This is a genomic window from Paramicrobacterium chengjingii (assembly GCF_011751765.2).
GTDB classification, from domain to species: Bacteria; Actinomycetota; Actinomycetes; order Actinomycetales; family Microbacteriaceae; genus Paramicrobacterium; species Paramicrobacterium chengjingii.
This window is the reverse complement of record NZ_CP061169.1, coordinates 2,740,047-2,753,741: the sequence shown is the minus strand read 5'-3', so window position 1 is coordinate 2,753,741 and position 13,695 is coordinate 2,740,047. Positions and strand designations below refer to the sequence as shown.

Sequence of the window (13,695 nt, the reverse complement as noted above, 5' to 3'; positions counted from 1 at the left end):
GAATGACTGACAAGAACCAGAACCCGGAAGAAGAGCCGAGAGTCACCGACAAACGTCGCATCGACCCGGAGACCGGTGAGGTTCGTCAGCCTGAGGCGACCGCGGGGTCGGAGGCAGAAGCCTCCGGCCCCTCGGCACAGGACGACGCTGCCGAGCAGGCAGCGTCTGACGACGAGCTCACGGTCGACGACATACTTGCCGCCGCTGATGACGAGACTCTTGGCGACGACGAGGCAGACGCCGAGAATGTGCGCGAAGCCGAGCTGCTGAGCGACCTCAAACGCGTGAACGCTGAATACGCCAACTACCGTCGTCGCACGGAAGGCAACCGCGAGGTCGAGAAAGAGAGAGCAACGGGTAACGTGCTGAACGCACTGCTCCCCGTGCTCGACGATCTTGACCTCGCCGAGAAGCACGGTGACCTTGAGGGTGATTCGGCGTTCTCGCAGATCGCGTCGAAGCTGCGCCTCTCGGTGGAACGGCTCGGTCTTGCGAAGTTTGGTGCCGAGGGTGACGCCTTCGACCATAATCAGCACGAGGCGATCTTCCAACAGCCCAGCCAGGACGTGGAGACAGAGACTATCGTCGACGTCGTTCAGACCGGATACTTTGTGGGAGACACACTGCTGCGAGCGGCCAAGGTGGTCGTCGCTGTTCCTGCCGAGTAGGTGCCATGGCAAGTCAAGATTGGTTCGACAAGGACTTCTACAAAGTCCTCGGTGTCGACAAGAGCGTGAGCCAGGCAGATCTCAAGAAGACCTACCGAAAGCTGGCTCGCAAATACCACCCGGACTCGCACCCAGGCGACATCGCGGCTGAGTCGAAATTCAAGGAGATCTCCGAGGCGTACTCGGTGCTCTCCGATGAGGCGCAGCGCAAGGAGTACGATCAGGTTCGCGCGATGGGATCCGGCGCCCGATTTACGGCGCCGGGTTCCAGTGGCGGGAACGGCGGCTTCGAGGACGTCTTCGGCGGGATGTTCGGCGGAGGCGGTGGCGGTGGCTACCAGCAGGCCGACTTCGACGACATCCTCGGCGGGATGTTCGGCGGAGGTCGCTTCGGGCAGCCGAGCGGCGGATACCGCGGGTTCGGCGGCCCGACACCGGGACGTGATGTGACAGCATCCACGACTCTCGACTTCACGACGGCCACCAAGGGTGACACCATCACTCTGCAGACGGCCGACGGGCGGCCCATCAAAGTGAAGATCCCCGCTGGGGTATCGGATGGACAGAAGATCAAGCTGCGCGGAAAAGGGCAGCCCTCGCCCGACGGCGGAGAGCCAGGCAACATCGTGCTCACGGTTCATGTGCGCAAGCATCCCGTGTTCGAACGGGAGAACCTGAACCTGCGCGTGCGGGTTCCCGTGACGTTCGTTGAGGCGACCCTCGGTGCAACGATCGAGGTGCCGACGCTTGACGGCGCACCAGTGAAGCTCAAGGTGGCTGCCGGTACGCCGAGCGGCCGGGTGCTCCGTGTGAAAGGTCGCGGCGTCGAGACGTCAAAGGGAACGGGTGATCTGCTCGCCGAGATACAGGTCGCCGTTCCGGCTCACCTGTCATCGGAAGCCGAAGCCGCTCTCAAGGCCTACCACGACCTTGAGCCGGGCGAGAACCCTCGTGATGAGATTCTTGCGAGGGCACGAGGCTGATCATGGACGAGAACTCACCGGTCTTCGCGATCGCAATCGCTGCCGAGCTTGCGGGGATGCACCCTCAGACGCTCCGGCAGTACGACCGCATTGGGCTCGTGGAGCCCAAACGAACGGCCGGGCGTTCTCGCCGCTACTCAATGCGAGACGTTGAGCAACTGCGTGAAGTGCAGCGTCTGAGCGGAGAGGGCGTGAGCTTGGAGGGGATCGCGCGCATTCTGAGTCTCGAGAACGAAGTCACCCGACTTTCCGGTCGCGTGCGCGAACTCGAGAACGCGCTTGCCGACCAGGTGCTGAAATCGCAGGGTCGGCGAGTCTTCGCCGCGGGTGAGCACGGTGACGTCATTCCCTTGAGAAGCGGAACACGCACACAGAGACGCACGGAAATCGTCGTGTGGCGCCCGCGACGCGACGACGTGTGACGAAATTCATATGACGTCGGCCACCGACCCGTTCGGTGGCCGACGTCATTCGTATGGGTACGGGGACTTCTTCCCACAGACAGCGCGTCGGCGTTCTGCAACAGTGAGAGAACGAGCAGAACAGGAGCAACGTCGTGACGATCCAGTACCCGAGCTACCCGAATCCGCCACAGGGATATGGCGGTCCGGCCCCTGGCGGTCCGGCCCCTGGCATGCCGACCCCTGGTGCTCCGTATGCCCAGCAGCCGTATCAGCAATATCGCCCGATGAGCCGCGTACGCCCGCCGCTCACCCGCACTCAGAAGCGATCTGCGCTCTGGTCGGGAGCCATCGGGTTTCCTCTCATGACCTTGGGGTTCAGCATTGTCGTAACCCTGCTGGGATGGTCGGCCATTGCGGGACTCATCGCCGGCATTGCCGCTCGGGTAGAGAACAAAGACGAAGACACGCTCAAAATGCTCGCCGAACTAGAGGCGATTCGAAGTTACTGGTGGGTATTCGCGCTCGTGCTCGTAGCTGGACTGCTTATCTGGGGTGCTGGTTACGGCGCGAGCATCGGCATCGCCAAGGCCGGCCACGTCAACAAAACAACGGGCGTGACGTGGGCGGGTCTCGGCATCGCCAGCTGTGCCGGATTCATCTTGATGTGGCTGGGGCAGATTATCTTCGCCATAGGAGGATTCTTCGTCGCGCTCCTCAACACCGACGCTGCGGGTGTCAATTTCTTGATCTACACCGGCGTCTTCCTCGTGTTGAGCACCGTTGTTTGGGCGATCGCCGGGGCATTGAGCTGGTGGTGGATGGCGCATTGCATGCGGGAGCGCCACCCGGCGCAACGGTACGGGGGCGAGCCTTATTATGTCTAACGAGAACCTGAACCCTGAAGATCAGAATGGCAAAGCCAATCGACTGGGATACGGGCAGCAGCCAACCTACGGCCCGTCACCCACCGCATACGCCGTGCCGCCGGTGCGTTATCCGCGCCCACCATTGACACGGGCACAGAGAAGAGCTGCGCTTGCCGCGGGAGGCGTCGGATTTCCGCTGATGTCGCTCGGCGTCGCACTGCTGACCGTTGTGTGCACGCTCTTGCTCGTTGGGACTCTAGCGGAGGCGACGGGTGCCTGGGTAGACGGCACCAGCAGTGAATCCGAAGTATTCACGAGAAGCTTGGCCGAGCTTTGGAACGACGCCTGGTGGATTGTCTGCGGCATTGCTCTCGCCGCAGTTGTGGCCTGGGTTGCCGGCTATCTCACGAGCGTGCTCGTGATGAAGCGTGCCCGAGTCAACCATCCCATCGGTACGACGTGGGCGGGGATCGGGGTTGGGGCCGTTGCCTGGTGGATAGTCTCGACAGTGATTGGCACGCTGTTCCAGATCGTCCCTTTCTTTCGCCTGGACGGCAGTTCGAGCAGCTTCAATGACAGCCCGGTGTACCTGATCGTGTGGACAGTCGTGCTTGCCGTTGCCAGCGCGGCGGTGGGCAGCTTCGCTTGGTGGTGGATGGCGCACTGCTTGCGGGCGCGTCGCCCAGCGCAGCTGTACGCGGACGGACAGCGCGCCACCTGAGCGAAAGCACACGCTGGACGCGCTCAGGACGCCGACCATTGTCGTCCACTGGCAGCCGCCCGAGCACGCTTATCCACACACTGCCACGGGCGGGTGTCGAGCTGAGGCGCTGTCTGCGACGGTGAAGTCCTGCCGACAGGGAAGGACCGCGCATGACGAACGCTCGCGACCCACGAATGACGTTTGCGCCGCGCTCGCGGACGAGCCCACAACAAGATTCTCCGGCTTCGAGGCTGATGGTTGCGAAGCCACCGCTCGTTCTGCGTCAGCGCACGTGCGCGCAGCTTGCGGGTGGCCTCAGCTTTCTGCTCATCGGGGCTGGCGTTATCGTGCTCGTTTACACAGTCATGCGTCTCGGGATGCTCCTGCTCTTTGCCGGGACATGGCAATTGGCGCTTGGGGCAGGCGAGGAGCTCGGCGAGACGATCGACCTGGTTCTCGGTCAGGGAGCAGTCGCCACGTTCAGCTGTTTTCTCGCATTCGGGCTCGGCTATGCGGCGAGCCTGTCGGTGCTGCGCGTTGGCAACGTTCACCGGCTCAACCTCACAACGCTGCTCGGCTCAGGCATCGCACTGGTGGCGTGGTCGGCCGTCGCGGGACTCTTCGTTGTGGCATATTTCTGGGGAAATGGGCACTGGCCGTGGCTGGGGAGCCCCGATGCCGCGAGCCAGTTTCTCACTGTGCTGATTATCGGAATGGCGATCGTCAGTTGTGCCCTGGTCGGCTCGCTCAGTTGGTGGCTGGCTGCACACGTGCTGCGTTCGCCTGCGCACGTCGTAGCCTGAGAGGGTGACGTCATTCTCCTTTGACTTGCTCCGTCGGTGGCCAGATATCGAAGCGCCCAATCTCTACGCAGTGGATGCGACCGACCGGCTGCTGCTTGACACTGCAAAAGCAGAGCTGGCGGATGCTGAGAAAGACAGCGTCGTGGCGATCGGGGACCGCTACGGTGCCCTCGCGCTGGGTGCGGCCGCGCTGCACAGCGCCGCCGGCATCCGCGTGCATCAAGATGGTCTCTCGCAGGAACATGCCATTGTCGCGAATGCCGAGCGATTCGGCCTCAGCGAACGCATTGTCATGCGACCTCTCGACGACGATCTGGTGAGTGGTGCTCGCGTGATTCTGGTGCAGCTTCCCCGTTCGCTCGATGCGCTCGACGAGATCGCCGGGCTGATCGCGCGCGCGGCATCGCCGGATGTTCGCGTTTTCGCCGGCGGTCGTGTCAAGCACATGACATCGGCGATGAACGAGGTTCTCGGTAAGTCTTTCGGCAGTGTGAACGCGGGGCTTGCACGCCAGAAATCGCGTGTGATCACGGCATCCGCTCCTCAACCGTGTGGCACGCAGAGGTGGCCACAATCGCGCAGACACGACGACCTCGGGCTGACCATCTGGGCGCACGGGGCAGCCTTTGCGGGAAACCAGATCGACGTGGGAACACGGTTTCTGCTCGACTATCTCGATGCTGTGCCCGCCGGAGCACGCGACGTCGTCGACCTGGGCTGTGGTACGGGGGTGCTCGCCACCGATTTTGCGAAGCGACGGCCGGATGCGTTCGTCACAGCGACCGATCAGTCGGCAGCCGCGGCGGCATCCGCCGGCCTCACGGCCGAGGCAAACGGTGTTGGTGATCGGGTCACCGTTCAGCGCGACGATGGGATGTCTGCCCTGCCTGACGCATCCGTTGATGCGGTGCTGCTGAACCCGCCATTTCACATCGGCGCCTCGGTTCACGCTGGCATCGCGCTGAAGCTCTTCGCCGAAGCCGCGCGCGTGCTCAGGCCCGGGGGCACGCTGCTTGCCGTGTGGAATTCGCACCTGCGCTATCGTGCGCAGCTCGAGCGTCTGGTCGGTCGCACGACGCAGCTGGGTCGCAACGCGAAATTTACGGTGACCGCGTCACGTCGACCCGACTGATCTGTCGGCCGGGTCGATTACGCTGGTGTCATGCGCCAATACCTTGACTTGATGCAGCGTGTTCTCGACGAGGGCGTCGAAAAATCCGACCGCACCGGAACCGGAACTCTCAGCGTGTTCGGGCACCAGATGCGGTTCGATCTGCAGGCGGGTTTTCCCGTTCTCACCACGAAGAAGCTGCACCTGCGAAGCATCATCGGCGAACTGCTGTGGTTTTTGCGCGGCGACACGAACGTGGCCTGGCTGCACGAGAACAACGTGAAGATCTGGGATGAGTGGGCAGACGAGAACGGAGACCTCGGGCCGGTTTACGGTCACCAGTGGCGTTCCTGGCCGACGCCGAACGGAGGGCACATCGATCAGATCGCGAAGGTGATTGAGTCGCTGAAGTCCAACCCCGACTCACGGCGGCACATCGTCAACGCATGGAATGTCGCCGAGGTCGACGACATGGCTCTGCCGCCGTGTCACACGATGTTCCAATTTTATGTGGCGAACGGCGCACTCTCGTGTCAGCTGTACCAGCGCTCGGCCGACGTCTTTCTCGGAGTGCCGTTCAACATTGCCTCCTACGCACTTCTCACCATGATGGTGGCACAGGTCACCGGACTGAAAGTGGGCGAATTCGTGCACACGTTCGGCGATGCGCACCTGTACCTGAATCACCTGGAGCAGACGAAGCTGCAGCTGTCGCGTGAGCCGGGGCCGTTGCCCACCATGCGCATCAATCCCGAACGCACGCAGATCGATTCGTTCGAGATCGCGGACTTCACGCTCGAGAACTACGAGGCGGCCCCCAGCATCAAGGCACCGATCGCTGTATGAGCGTCACACTCGTCGCGGCCATGGGGCGAAACCTGGTGATCGGCGCGGAGGGCGGCATGCCGTGGCACCTGCCCGAAGACCTCAAGCACTTCAAAGCGGTGACTCTCGGAACGACGATGATCATGGGTCGTCGCACATTCGACTCGATCGGTCGACCGCTGCCTGGCCGACGCACGATCGTTGTGACACGGGATGCCGGGTGGCACCGCGACGGCGTCGAGACCGCGCATTCGCTCGGCGCTGCGCTCGCGCTCGCAGGTGATGCACGGGTCTCGATCGTCGGCGGTGGTCAAATCTATGCGCAGGCGATGGATCTCGCCGACCACATGGAGCTCACGTTCATCGATGCCGAGCCCGACGGCGACACCGTGTTTCCTGAGTGGCTGGATGCCGACTGGCGCGAAGTGGCGCGTGATTGCCGCGAGGGCTTCGACTTCGTGTCGTTCGAGCGGCTGCATCGCTAACTCTCGACGTGCGACGCGTACCACTGGAGCTGAACAGCTTGGCTCGGTACAGTGCGAACCATGGGTATCACAATGGAGAATGTCGGCATCGCGGTTCGCGATATTGACGCAACGATCGCGTTCTTCACCGACCTCGGGCTCACGGTGGTCGGCCGTGACACGATCAGTGGCGATTGGGCCGACACTGCCGTCGGGCTTGATGGCAACCACGCAAAGATCGCAGTGCTCCAAACACCAGATGGAGTGGGCCGACTTGAGCTCTTCGAATACATTCACCCCGATGCCATCGAGTCACAACCCGCTCAGCCTAATGAGATCGGCATGCACCGCGTTGCCTTCTCCGTCGATGACATTGACAAAGCGCTTGAGATAGCAGCAGGGCACGGCTGTCAGCCTCTTCGCGGCGTGGCAACCTATGAAGACGTCTACAAGCTCGCATACGTGCGCGGGCCGAGCGGCATCATCGTGATGCTCGCGGAAAAACTGACGACGGACTGACCGTCGATCGACGCGCGAGGGCGCGAACGCGAAGCGGCGACACCACACTGCTACGTTAGCTTCAAGCGAAGGAGCTTCGATGGCACAGCACACGATCGGACTCATCGGCGCCGGCTTCATGGCGGCGACTCACACCACGGCGTGGAAACAGCTCGGCGCCAATGTTGTCGTGTGGTCGCCGCGTTCGGCAGGCGTGTTCGCAGTCGAGCACGGCGTGACTGCCGCGGCATCCATTGAAGACCTCTTGCGCCATGCGACGATCGTCGACATCACGTCGCCGACCCCGTACCACGCTGAGCAGATTCGTGCCGCGATCTCTGTCGATCTGCCCCTCGTGTGCGAGAAGCCGCTAGCCCGCACTACAGACGTGGCACGAGACCTGGTGCTCTCAGCTGAGGCTGCGGGTGTTCCGCTGTTTCCCGCCCACGTCGTGCGATACATGGAGCCCTACGCGACAGCCCGCTCGAGTGTCGCATCCGGTGCGCTCGGCCGTATAGTGCGCTCGGAGTTCACTCGCGAGGCAGCAACACCGGCCGGCGGATCATGGTTCGACGACGATGCAGCCTCGGGCGGAATTCTGGTGGACTTTCTCATTCACGATTACGATCAGGCGCGCTGGATGTTCGGCGATGTGCAACGAGTCGAAGCGACGCAGATACCCGCGACTATCGAGGGCGTCGTGCCGACGCTCGTTGAGGCGCGTGTGATTCTTACCCACGTCGGTGGCGCTGTCACCGAAGTGACGGGGCGTTGGGGACCACCCGAGACGAAATTTCGCACCGCATTCCGCATCGAGGGCGATATGGGAATGATCGATCATGATTCGCCAGCGGAGCATGAGACCGAGTCTGCCGCTGCGCACGAAGACGCGTACCTCGCACAGCTCAGCGACTTCAGCGACGCGATCACCGACGGCGCACCGACACGGGTCACCGCGATCGATGGGCTCGCCGCCGTGCGCATTGCCGAAGCGGCGCATCGCTCGGCAGCATCCGGTGCTCCTGTCGGGTTGATCTGACCGCAGACAGAAATCTGAGGGCTTGGCGGATGCTTCGCAGCTCGCGAAGTGTCAGCATAGAGGTATGCCGCAGACCGACGAAGACACCAGACTCGACGAGCAGCTGACTCTCGGCTCGCCGTGGGTGACGATCGTGTGGGACGACCCGGTGAATCTCATGACGTACGTGGCCTTTGTGTTCCGGAGCTACTTTGGCATGAGCCGAGATCAGGCAGAGAGGTTGATGTTGCGAGTGCACAACGACGGGCGGGCTGTCGTAGCAACCGGCACGCGCGAAGAGATGGAGAGGCACGTCGCCGCGATGCATGGTTACGGTCTCATGTCGACGTTGCAGAAGGCGGACTGATGACGACGGTGGTGCAATGATGCGGGCTTTTCGGCGTTCGGGTGAGCACATCGAGGCGCAGTTCGAAGACATTGAGGTATCGGTGCTCACCAACCTCACCGAGCAGCTGCAAGCCCTAATCGACGGGATTGCGGCAGGCGGTGCCGTCGGCGATGCGGCCGGGTCACGGCTATTTCCGCCCGCGTACCTGCGTGATGACGAGTCGGCCGAGGAGTTCCGGCGATTCACCGTCGATGACCTGACACAGGGCAAGAGGGCAGACGCGGATGCTGTGCTCGAGACGTTTCGCGATCACGGCGCCCTTCCTGTGTCGATGGGGCACACGACAGCGGTGCGTCTTGATCGCGAACGCGCACTGCGCTGGATGCGATCGCTCACCGACTTGCGACTCAGTCTCGACTCGCGCATCGCCGAGCCGACCGACGAGCTCGCGGCGGAGCTCAGCGACGAAGACGTCGAGTCGTTGCAGGGCATGTACGACTGGCTGACATTTGTGCAGGGCACCCTGATCGAGGCGGTTGAGGAGCTCGATGCCCGCTGATGCACCTCACGTCGGTTTCTGCGACCGACGGCCACCTGGTGGTCACTGCTGAAGAAGCGCCTCCAGCTGTTCGACGATCAGGTCGGGACGAGTGATGAACGGGTGGTGACCGGTCGGCACCTCGAATGAGCGTGTCGCCCGGTCGGCGTGGAACCGTTGCAGTTCGACGGATGTGCTGTGGTCGTGCTCGCAGACGATGTACGTCGAATCGACCCCCTGCCAGCCGGCAGCACTGGTCGGCGTCATGAAGGCCCCGGCGGACTGCGCAGTCACTCTGTCCCACCCCCGGCGCTGAGTTTCGTCGTCGGCGTCGTGAAGGAAGCGGGCTCCGAACGACGCAGCGTCGTAGCCAGAGACGCTCAGCGTGCCGTCGCCGTTGTCGCCGATCGAGACGGGATCGCTCTCACCGCTCATGATCGCGCCCTGCGACGTTCCGGCATCAGGAAGATACGACGACACGTAGAGCAGGTGCTCGACGGCGTCATGATGGCCGGCTTCGGCGATGACCGTGCCGCCGTAGGAATGCCCGACGACGATCGCCGAATTCACATTGTCGAGCTCACGGCGAAGCGCCGCGGCGTCTGCAGCGAGGCCGCCGGAAAGTTCGTCGAGAGAGGTCTCACCGCACGAGGGCAACGCAACCGAGCGACTCTGGACCCCCGTGCGTTTCTGCAGAAGCTCGGCAGTCGGCTGCCACCACCATTGCCCGTCTCGCACAAGCGCTCCGTGAACGAAGATCAATTCCATAATGCGTTCCTTCTGTGATTGAGCGTGTGCGGATAGGCATGGGTAATGCCGGGAGCGAAGCTCTGCGTGCCTCGCACGTGCCACGTCAACCGTACGGGGCGCTCCTGTTCGATGGGGATCAATCTGCTCAGAGCAGCGCCGGACGTTCAATTGCGACGTATGGTCGAGACATGGCTGAATCGACGGATGCTGACGGGCGCTACGTAGAGCCGGGGCAGCCCTACGATCGCGACACGAACTACATTGAAGATCGGATTACCCGAGATGGGCGTGATGGCTGGCCCGTTGAAGCGGAACGCTACCGGCTGATCGCTGCGCGTGCGTGCCCCTGGGCGAACCGCACGATCATTGTGCGGCGCCTGCTCGGGCTCGAAGACGCGATTTCGCTCGGCCTGCCTGGGCCGACACACGATCAGCGCAGCTGGACGTTCGACCTCGACCCGGGCGGGGTCGACCCCGTGCTCGGGATCGAGCGGTTGCAACAGGCCTACTTCACGCGCTTCAGCGACTACCCGCGCGGCATCACGGTGCCGGCAATCGTCGACGTTCCCACCGGGGCCGTTGTCACCAATAACTTCCCTCAGATCACTCTCGACTTCGAGACGGAGTGGAGCGCCTTCCACCGCGACGGTGCGCCGGATCTCTATCCCGATGCACTGCGGAGCGAGATCGACGAGGTGAGCGAAATCGTCTATCACGACGTCAATAATGGTGTGTACAAGGCGGGTTTCGCCGGATCTCAGAAGGCGTACGAACGCGCATTCAACACACTCTTCGATCGTCTCGACTGGCTGAGCGAGCGCCTCGAACGGCAGCGCTTTCTTGTGGGTGACAGCATCACCGAGGCCGATGTGCGGCTGTTCACAACGCTCGCGCGCTTCGACGCCGTGTACCACGGGCACTTCAAGTGCAATCGGTCGAAACTTGCCGAGATGCCCGTGCTCTGGGCGTATGCGCGCGATCTCTTCCAGACTCCCGGATTTGGCGACACGATCGACTTCGCGCAGAGCAAAGCGCACTATTACATCGTTCACCGTGACATCAACCCGAGCGGCATCGTGCCGCTCGGGCCAGACGAGACCGTGTGGCTCACCCCACATGGGCGTGAAGAACTCGGCGGTCGCCCCTTTGGAGACGGCACGCCCCCACCCCCGTCGCGCGAAAGTGAGGGCGTGCCGAAACTGCGATCCGCCTAGTTACCGGGTGAATGGAACGGCGATGTCGCACGCCGGGTCATCGGGGCCGATCTCAGCCCAGTCGGCGAAGTAGACCTCACGTGGTCGCCCCGTCGGGGTGAGGCTCTGTTTCTCCAGCCATGCGAACACTTCGTCGTACGCCTGCAGGATCTGCGGAAATCGCACCTGCGCCTTTGAGATGCGTGTGTAGGCGTGCTCGCCGGCTGGTTCGGTCAGCACCGAGACTGGTGCGGAGACATCGGATTCTGAGATAGCGCCGGCGACTGGCACCGCATTCTCGATCTCGCCAGAGGACTCGTCGTTCACCTCCTGGTTGTAGATGGTCGTCAGCGCACCGGCGGGGCCGCCGAACCGGCTGGCGACAGTGAAAAGCCGATGTCCTGATTCTTCAATGAACGACGGAATCTGCTCCGGCCGCACTGTCTTCTTTTCGGTGACGTACGTGGTCTCGTTCACTGTTCTCGTGTGCACTGACATTGTCGGTGTCCTTTCGGGATCGAATTGCGAGATCACGTAGTTCGCGAGAGCGCGCGTTGTCGCGTGCTCGGACTCGACCCGCTGCCAGTACGCGTCGACGATGCCCGGACGCTGGTCGTCATGAGCTTCGAGGAGCCTCCCGATGTCCGCGAGCGGCATCTTGAGTCCTCGCAACAGGACGATCAATCGTGCGAGTGGAATCTGACTCTCGTCGTAATAGCGATACTGGTTGAACGGATCGATGCGCGCCGGCGTGAGCAAATCGGCATCGGCGTAGAGTCTGAGCATCTTCGCGCTCAGCCTAGTGCGATGCCGGAATTCCCCGGCCGTCAACTCGTCCATCGCTCCTCCGTAACCTCGTGCGGCAAGTGCCGCATCGACACTCTCGACTGTGCCCAAGGGGCAAGGTCAAGAAGATCACGCGAATGCCCTGAGCGTACAGGTTCGAGGAGCAGTCGTCTGCTCGTGTGGTGGTCGATGCGAACGCGCGACGCAACCTCATGGACGCAGCTCCCACAGCGCGCTGATGGGGGCCGCTCGAAATGTGGGGCCGAAAGGCAGCGTTTCCTGTCCGGTATAGAGAACGTAACCCGCGATCACGTCCTCGCCGAGTCGATCGCGAAGATGCGTGAGCCCACGGAAATCTTCGGCACATGCCGTTGCCGAGGCCTTGACGTCTATGGCGATGACGCGTCCCGATCTTCTCGTCGAGAACGATGTCCGACGCACACGCTCTGCGCGAACCTCACTGCCACTGCAAAAGGACGCCCGGTATTGTGGGCAGACAATGCACATCATGATCGCGACCGACCAGCATCCTGAGTCGCTCGGCGGTGCGCAGGTTTCGATTCGGCTGCAGAAGAAGTTTCTTGAGAAGGCCGGCCATCAGGTGACGATCGTGGCCCCGGGCATGCACAGGGAGCATCCGCGCGACCCCTGCTATGTCGAGCTTCCGTCGTTTCCCATCACGTTTGACCGCGAATACGCGTTGACGCGCCCCGGCCGCAGAAGCGATCGCACACTTGACGCCGAGATGGCGCGCCGCGGCCCCGTCGACGTGGTGCACATCCAAGGCGATTTCTGGGGCGCTGTCATCGGGCTGCGTTTCGCGCGGCGCCACGGCATTCCCGTTGTGCTCACGTTTCACAACAACATGGAGTTTGGCCTGCGCAAGACCGTGCCGTTTCCGAAACTCGCGACGAAGATGCTGCTGAGTCTCGAGGGGCGTTCGCTCGGCGGCCAGATGTCGCTGCTTCGCCCTGACGCGTGGCGGTACCTCAACGAGCTTGCCCTGAGGGCGGATGCTGTCACGGCGCCCAGCAACCACTTCGCGGCGCTTCTTCGCACGAAAGGTGTCGCGCAAGAGATCGACGTTGTGCGCACGGGTGCAGACGACGACGTGATTGACGATGTACTTGCCGGCCTCGACCGTGATGCGAAGAAGCCTCGCCCCAGCCTCGTGTGGATGGGGCGCATGAGTCACGAGAAGCGCATTCTCGAGTTTCTTCAGGCGGTCAAGCGATCCGGAGTCAACGCCGAGGTGCGGCTCTACGGTCAGGGACTCCTGCTCTCGAAGGCGAGAGAGTTCGTGGCGAAGCACAAGCTGCGAGACCGCGTCGTCTTTGTCGGAAAGGTCCCCTATCGGGATGCACTCGCGGCGATCGCCAACGCCGATGCACTCGCGCAGACCTCCATCGGTTTCGAGACTCAGGGCATGACGGTTTTCGAGGCGGCGGCGCTCGGAACGACGTCGATTGTGTGCGACCCGCAGATCGCGGCGGAGCTTCCCGAGGGCGTCTATGCCGAGCCAGAGAACGATTCGATCGACGCGCTCGCAGCGACAATCACACGGGTCGTCGACTCCACAGCATCCGGTGAGCTCAGTCGTCCCTCTCCCAGTGCGGCCGAAACGCTGCGCCAGAGCGCTCAGACAGCGCGCATGATCGAGATCTATGAGCGCGTCACCGCCTGATTCAGACAGTGCTCGCGCGAGAACTGTGACGAAATGTGAAACGGCCAACGTG

At 62.7% G+C, this 13,695-nt stretch carries 18 protein-coding genes and 1 pseudogene; 16 read left to right on the top strand and 3 right to left on the bottom strand.

Going from position 1 to position 13,695, the window contains the following annotated elements; all coding sequences use genetic code 11:
• Nucleotides 1-2: 2 nt before the first annotated feature.
• From grpE to HCR76_RS13300, 14 genes and pseudogenes are all read left to right on the top strand, one after another.
• Nucleotides 3-668 (top strand): nucleotide exchange factor GrpE, encoded by a 666-nt coding sequence (grpE, locus tag HCR76_RS13360; protein WP_166991399.1) that lies wholly within the window; start codon nucleotides 3-5, stop codon nucleotides 666-668.
• A 5-nt stretch (nucleotides 669-673) separates the two neighbouring features.
• Nucleotides 674-1,651 (top strand): DnaJ C-terminal domain-containing protein, encoded by a 978-nt coding sequence (locus HCR76_RS13355; RefSeq protein WP_166991395.1) that lies wholly within the window; start codon nucleotides 674-676, stop codon nucleotides 1,649-1,651.
• A 2-nt stretch (nucleotides 1,652-1,653) separates the two neighbouring features.
• The gene (locus HCR76_RS13350; protein WP_166991392.1) at nucleotides 1,654-2,073 is read left to right on the top strand and encodes a heat shock protein transcriptional repressor HspR; all 420 of its coding nucleotides are present in this window, start codon (nucleotides 1,654-1,656) and stop codon (nucleotides 2,071-2,073) included.
• Between the two features lie 134 nt (nucleotides 2,074-2,207).
• Nucleotides 2,208-2,939 carry a hypothetical protein gene (locus HCR76_RS13345; RefSeq protein ID WP_166990429.1) on the top strand — a complete coding sequence of 244 codons (732 nt, stop codon included), beginning with the start codon at nucleotides 2,208-2,210 and terminating at the stop codon, nucleotides 2,937-2,939.
• Nucleotides 2,932-3,642: a hypothetical protein gene (locus tag HCR76_RS13340; RefSeq protein ID WP_166991389.1), complete on the top strand. Its 711-nt coding sequence runs from the start codon at nucleotides 2,932-2,934 to the stop codon at nucleotides 3,640-3,642. Before HCR76_RS13345 ends, HCR76_RS13340 begins: the two co-directional genes overlap by 8 nt.
• 152 nt (nucleotides 3,643-3,794) lie before the next feature.
• Nucleotides 3,795-4,427, top strand: a complete 633-nt coding sequence (locus tag HCR76_RS13335; protein WP_166991386.1) for a hypothetical protein — start codon at nucleotides 3,795-3,797, stop codon at nucleotides 4,425-4,427.
• 4 nt (nucleotides 4,428-4,431) lie between these two features.
• Entirely contained in the window at nucleotides 4,432-5,559 is a 1,128-nt protein-coding gene (locus tag HCR76_RS13330; RefSeq protein WP_166991382.1) for a class I SAM-dependent methyltransferase, read from the top strand.
• A 30-nt stretch (nucleotides 5,560-5,589) separates the two neighbouring features.
• Nucleotides 5,590-6,384: a thymidylate synthase gene (locus tag HCR76_RS13325; RefSeq protein ID WP_166991379.1), complete on the top strand. Its 795-nt coding sequence runs from the start codon at nucleotides 5,590-5,592 to the stop codon at nucleotides 6,382-6,384.
• Nucleotides 6,381-6,848 (top strand): dihydrofolate reductase, encoded by a 468-nt coding sequence (locus HCR76_RS13320; protein ID WP_166991376.1) that lies wholly within the window; start codon nucleotides 6,381-6,383, stop codon nucleotides 6,846-6,848. The genes HCR76_RS13325 and HCR76_RS13320 overlap by 4 nt, the downstream gene beginning before the upstream one ends.
• Before the next feature lie 60 nt (nucleotides 6,849-6,908).
• Nucleotides 6,909-7,346, top strand: a complete 438-nt coding sequence (locus tag HCR76_RS13315; RefSeq protein ID WP_166991373.1) for a VOC family protein — start codon at nucleotides 6,909-6,911, stop codon at nucleotides 7,344-7,346.
• A gap of 28 nt (nucleotides 7,347-7,374) precedes the next feature.
• Nucleotides 7,375-7,758: pseudogene (locus tag HCR76_RS17735) on the top strand (Gfo/Idh/MocA family protein); the annotation flags it as partial.
• Between the two features lie 27 nt (nucleotides 7,759-7,785).
• Nucleotides 7,786-8,364 carry a Gfo/Idh/MocA family protein gene (locus HCR76_RS17730; protein WP_434063587.1) on the top strand — a complete coding sequence of 193 codons (579 nt, stop codon included), beginning with the start codon at nucleotides 7,786-7,788 and terminating at the stop codon, nucleotides 8,362-8,364.
• Nucleotides 8,365-8,428: 64 nt separating this feature from the next.
• Nucleotides 8,429-8,710 (top strand): ATP-dependent Clp protease adapter ClpS, encoded by a 282-nt coding sequence (gene clpS, locus HCR76_RS13305; protein WP_166991368.1) that lies wholly within the window; start codon nucleotides 8,429-8,431, stop codon nucleotides 8,708-8,710.
• Nucleotides 8,711-8,726: 16 nt separating this feature from the next.
• Nucleotides 8,727-9,251, top strand: coding sequence for a DUF2017 family protein (locus HCR76_RS13300; RefSeq protein WP_166991365.1), 525 nt, complete (start codon nucleotides 8,727-8,729; stop codon nucleotides 9,249-9,251).
• A gap of 42 nt (nucleotides 9,252-9,293) precedes the next feature.
• Here HCR76_RS13300 and HCR76_RS13295 read toward each other — a convergent pair whose 3' ends face one another.
• On the bottom strand, nucleotides 9,294-9,998 hold the full coding sequence (locus HCR76_RS13295; RefSeq protein ID WP_166991362.1) for an alpha/beta hydrolase: 705 nt from the start codon (nucleotides 9,996-9,998) through the stop codon (nucleotides 9,294-9,296).
• Nucleotides 9,999-10,168: 170 nt separating this feature from the next.
• Here HCR76_RS13295 and HCR76_RS13290 point away from each other — a divergent pair, with 170 nt between their 5' ends.
• Complete coding sequence (locus tag HCR76_RS13290; protein WP_166991359.1) at nucleotides 10,169-11,194, top strand: glutathione S-transferase family protein; 1,026 nt, start codon at nucleotides 10,169-10,171, stop codon at nucleotides 11,192-11,194.
• Here the strand turns inward: HCR76_RS13290 and HCR76_RS13285 are convergent, their stop codons facing one another.
• Nucleotides 11,195-12,013 (bottom strand): MerR family transcriptional regulator, encoded by an 819-nt coding sequence (locus HCR76_RS13285; RefSeq protein WP_166991357.1) that lies wholly within the window; start codon nucleotides 12,011-12,013, stop codon nucleotides 11,195-11,197.
• A 156-nt stretch (nucleotides 12,014-12,169) separates the two neighbouring features.
• Complete coding sequence (locus HCR76_RS13280) at nucleotides 12,170-12,400, bottom strand: DUF4143 domain-containing protein (RefSeq protein WP_166991353.1); 231 nt, start codon at nucleotides 12,398-12,400, stop codon at nucleotides 12,170-12,172.
• A 67-nt stretch (nucleotides 12,401-12,467) separates the two neighbouring features.
• On the opposite strand from HCR76_RS13280, the gene HCR76_RS13275 reads away from it, so the two are divergent.
• Nucleotides 12,468-13,643 (top strand): glycosyltransferase, encoded by a 1,176-nt coding sequence (locus tag HCR76_RS13275; RefSeq protein WP_328821963.1) that lies wholly within the window; start codon nucleotides 12,468-12,470, stop codon nucleotides 13,641-13,643.
• Nucleotides 13,644-13,695: the final 52 nt, after the last annotated feature.

What these genes read in the sequence shown, in the direction of transcription:
- grpE (WP_166991399.1), top strand. Translation starts at nt 3, where the DNA reads ATGACTGACAAGAACCAGAACCCGGAAGAAGAGCCGAGAGTCACCGAC.
- HCR76_RS13355 (WP_166991395.1), top strand. Translation starts at nt 674, where the DNA reads ATGGCAAGTCAAGATTGGTTCGACAAGGACTTCTACAAAGTCCTCGGT.
- HCR76_RS13350 (WP_166991392.1), top strand. Translation starts at nt 1,654, where the DNA reads ATGGACGAGAACTCACCGGTCTTCGCGATCGCAATCGCTGCCGAGCTT.
- HCR76_RS13340 (WP_166991389.1), top strand. Translation starts at nt 2,932, where the DNA reads ATGTCTAACGAGAACCTGAACCCTGAAGATCAGAATGGCAAAGCCAAT.
- HCR76_RS13335 (WP_166991386.1), top strand. Translation starts at nt 3,795, where the DNA reads ATGACGAACGCTCGCGACCCACGAATGACGTTTGCGCCGCGCTCGCGG.
- HCR76_RS13325 (WP_166991379.1), top strand. Translation starts at nt 5,590, where the DNA reads ATGCGCCAATACCTTGACTTGATGCAGCGTGTTCTCGACGAGGGCGTC.
- HCR76_RS13320 (WP_166991376.1), top strand. Translation starts at nt 6,381, where the DNA reads ATGAGCGTCACACTCGTCGCGGCCATGGGGCGAAACCTGGTGATCGGC.
- HCR76_RS13315 (WP_166991373.1), top strand. Translation starts at nt 6,909, where the DNA reads ATGGGTATCACAATGGAGAATGTCGGCATCGCGGTTCGCGATATTGAC.
- HCR76_RS17730 (WP_434063587.1), top strand. Translation starts at nt 7,786, where the DNA reads ATGGAGCCCTACGCGACAGCCCGCTCGAGTGTCGCATCCGGTGCGCTC.
- clpS (WP_166991368.1), top strand. Translation starts at nt 8,429, where the DNA reads ATGCCGCAGACCGACGAAGACACCAGACTCGACGAGCAGCTGACTCTC.
- HCR76_RS13300 (WP_166991365.1), top strand. Translation starts at nt 8,727, where the DNA reads ATGATGCGGGCTTTTCGGCGTTCGGGTGAGCACATCGAGGCGCAGTTC.
- HCR76_RS13295 (WP_166991362.1), bottom strand. Translation starts at nt 9,998, where the DNA reads ATGGAATTGATCTTCGTTCACGGAGCGCTTGTGCGAGACGGGCAATGG.
- HCR76_RS13290 (WP_166991359.1), top strand. Translation starts at nt 10,169, where the DNA reads ATGGCTGAATCGACGGATGCTGACGGGCGCTACGTAGAGCCGGGGCAG.
- HCR76_RS13285 (WP_166991357.1), bottom strand. Translation starts at nt 12,013, where the DNA reads ATGGACGAGTTGACGGCCGGGGAATTCCGGCATCGCACTAGGCTGAGC.
- HCR76_RS13275 (WP_328821963.1), top strand. Translation starts at nt 12,468, where the DNA reads ATGATCGCGACCGACCAGCATCCTGAGTCGCTCGGCGGTGCGCAGGTT.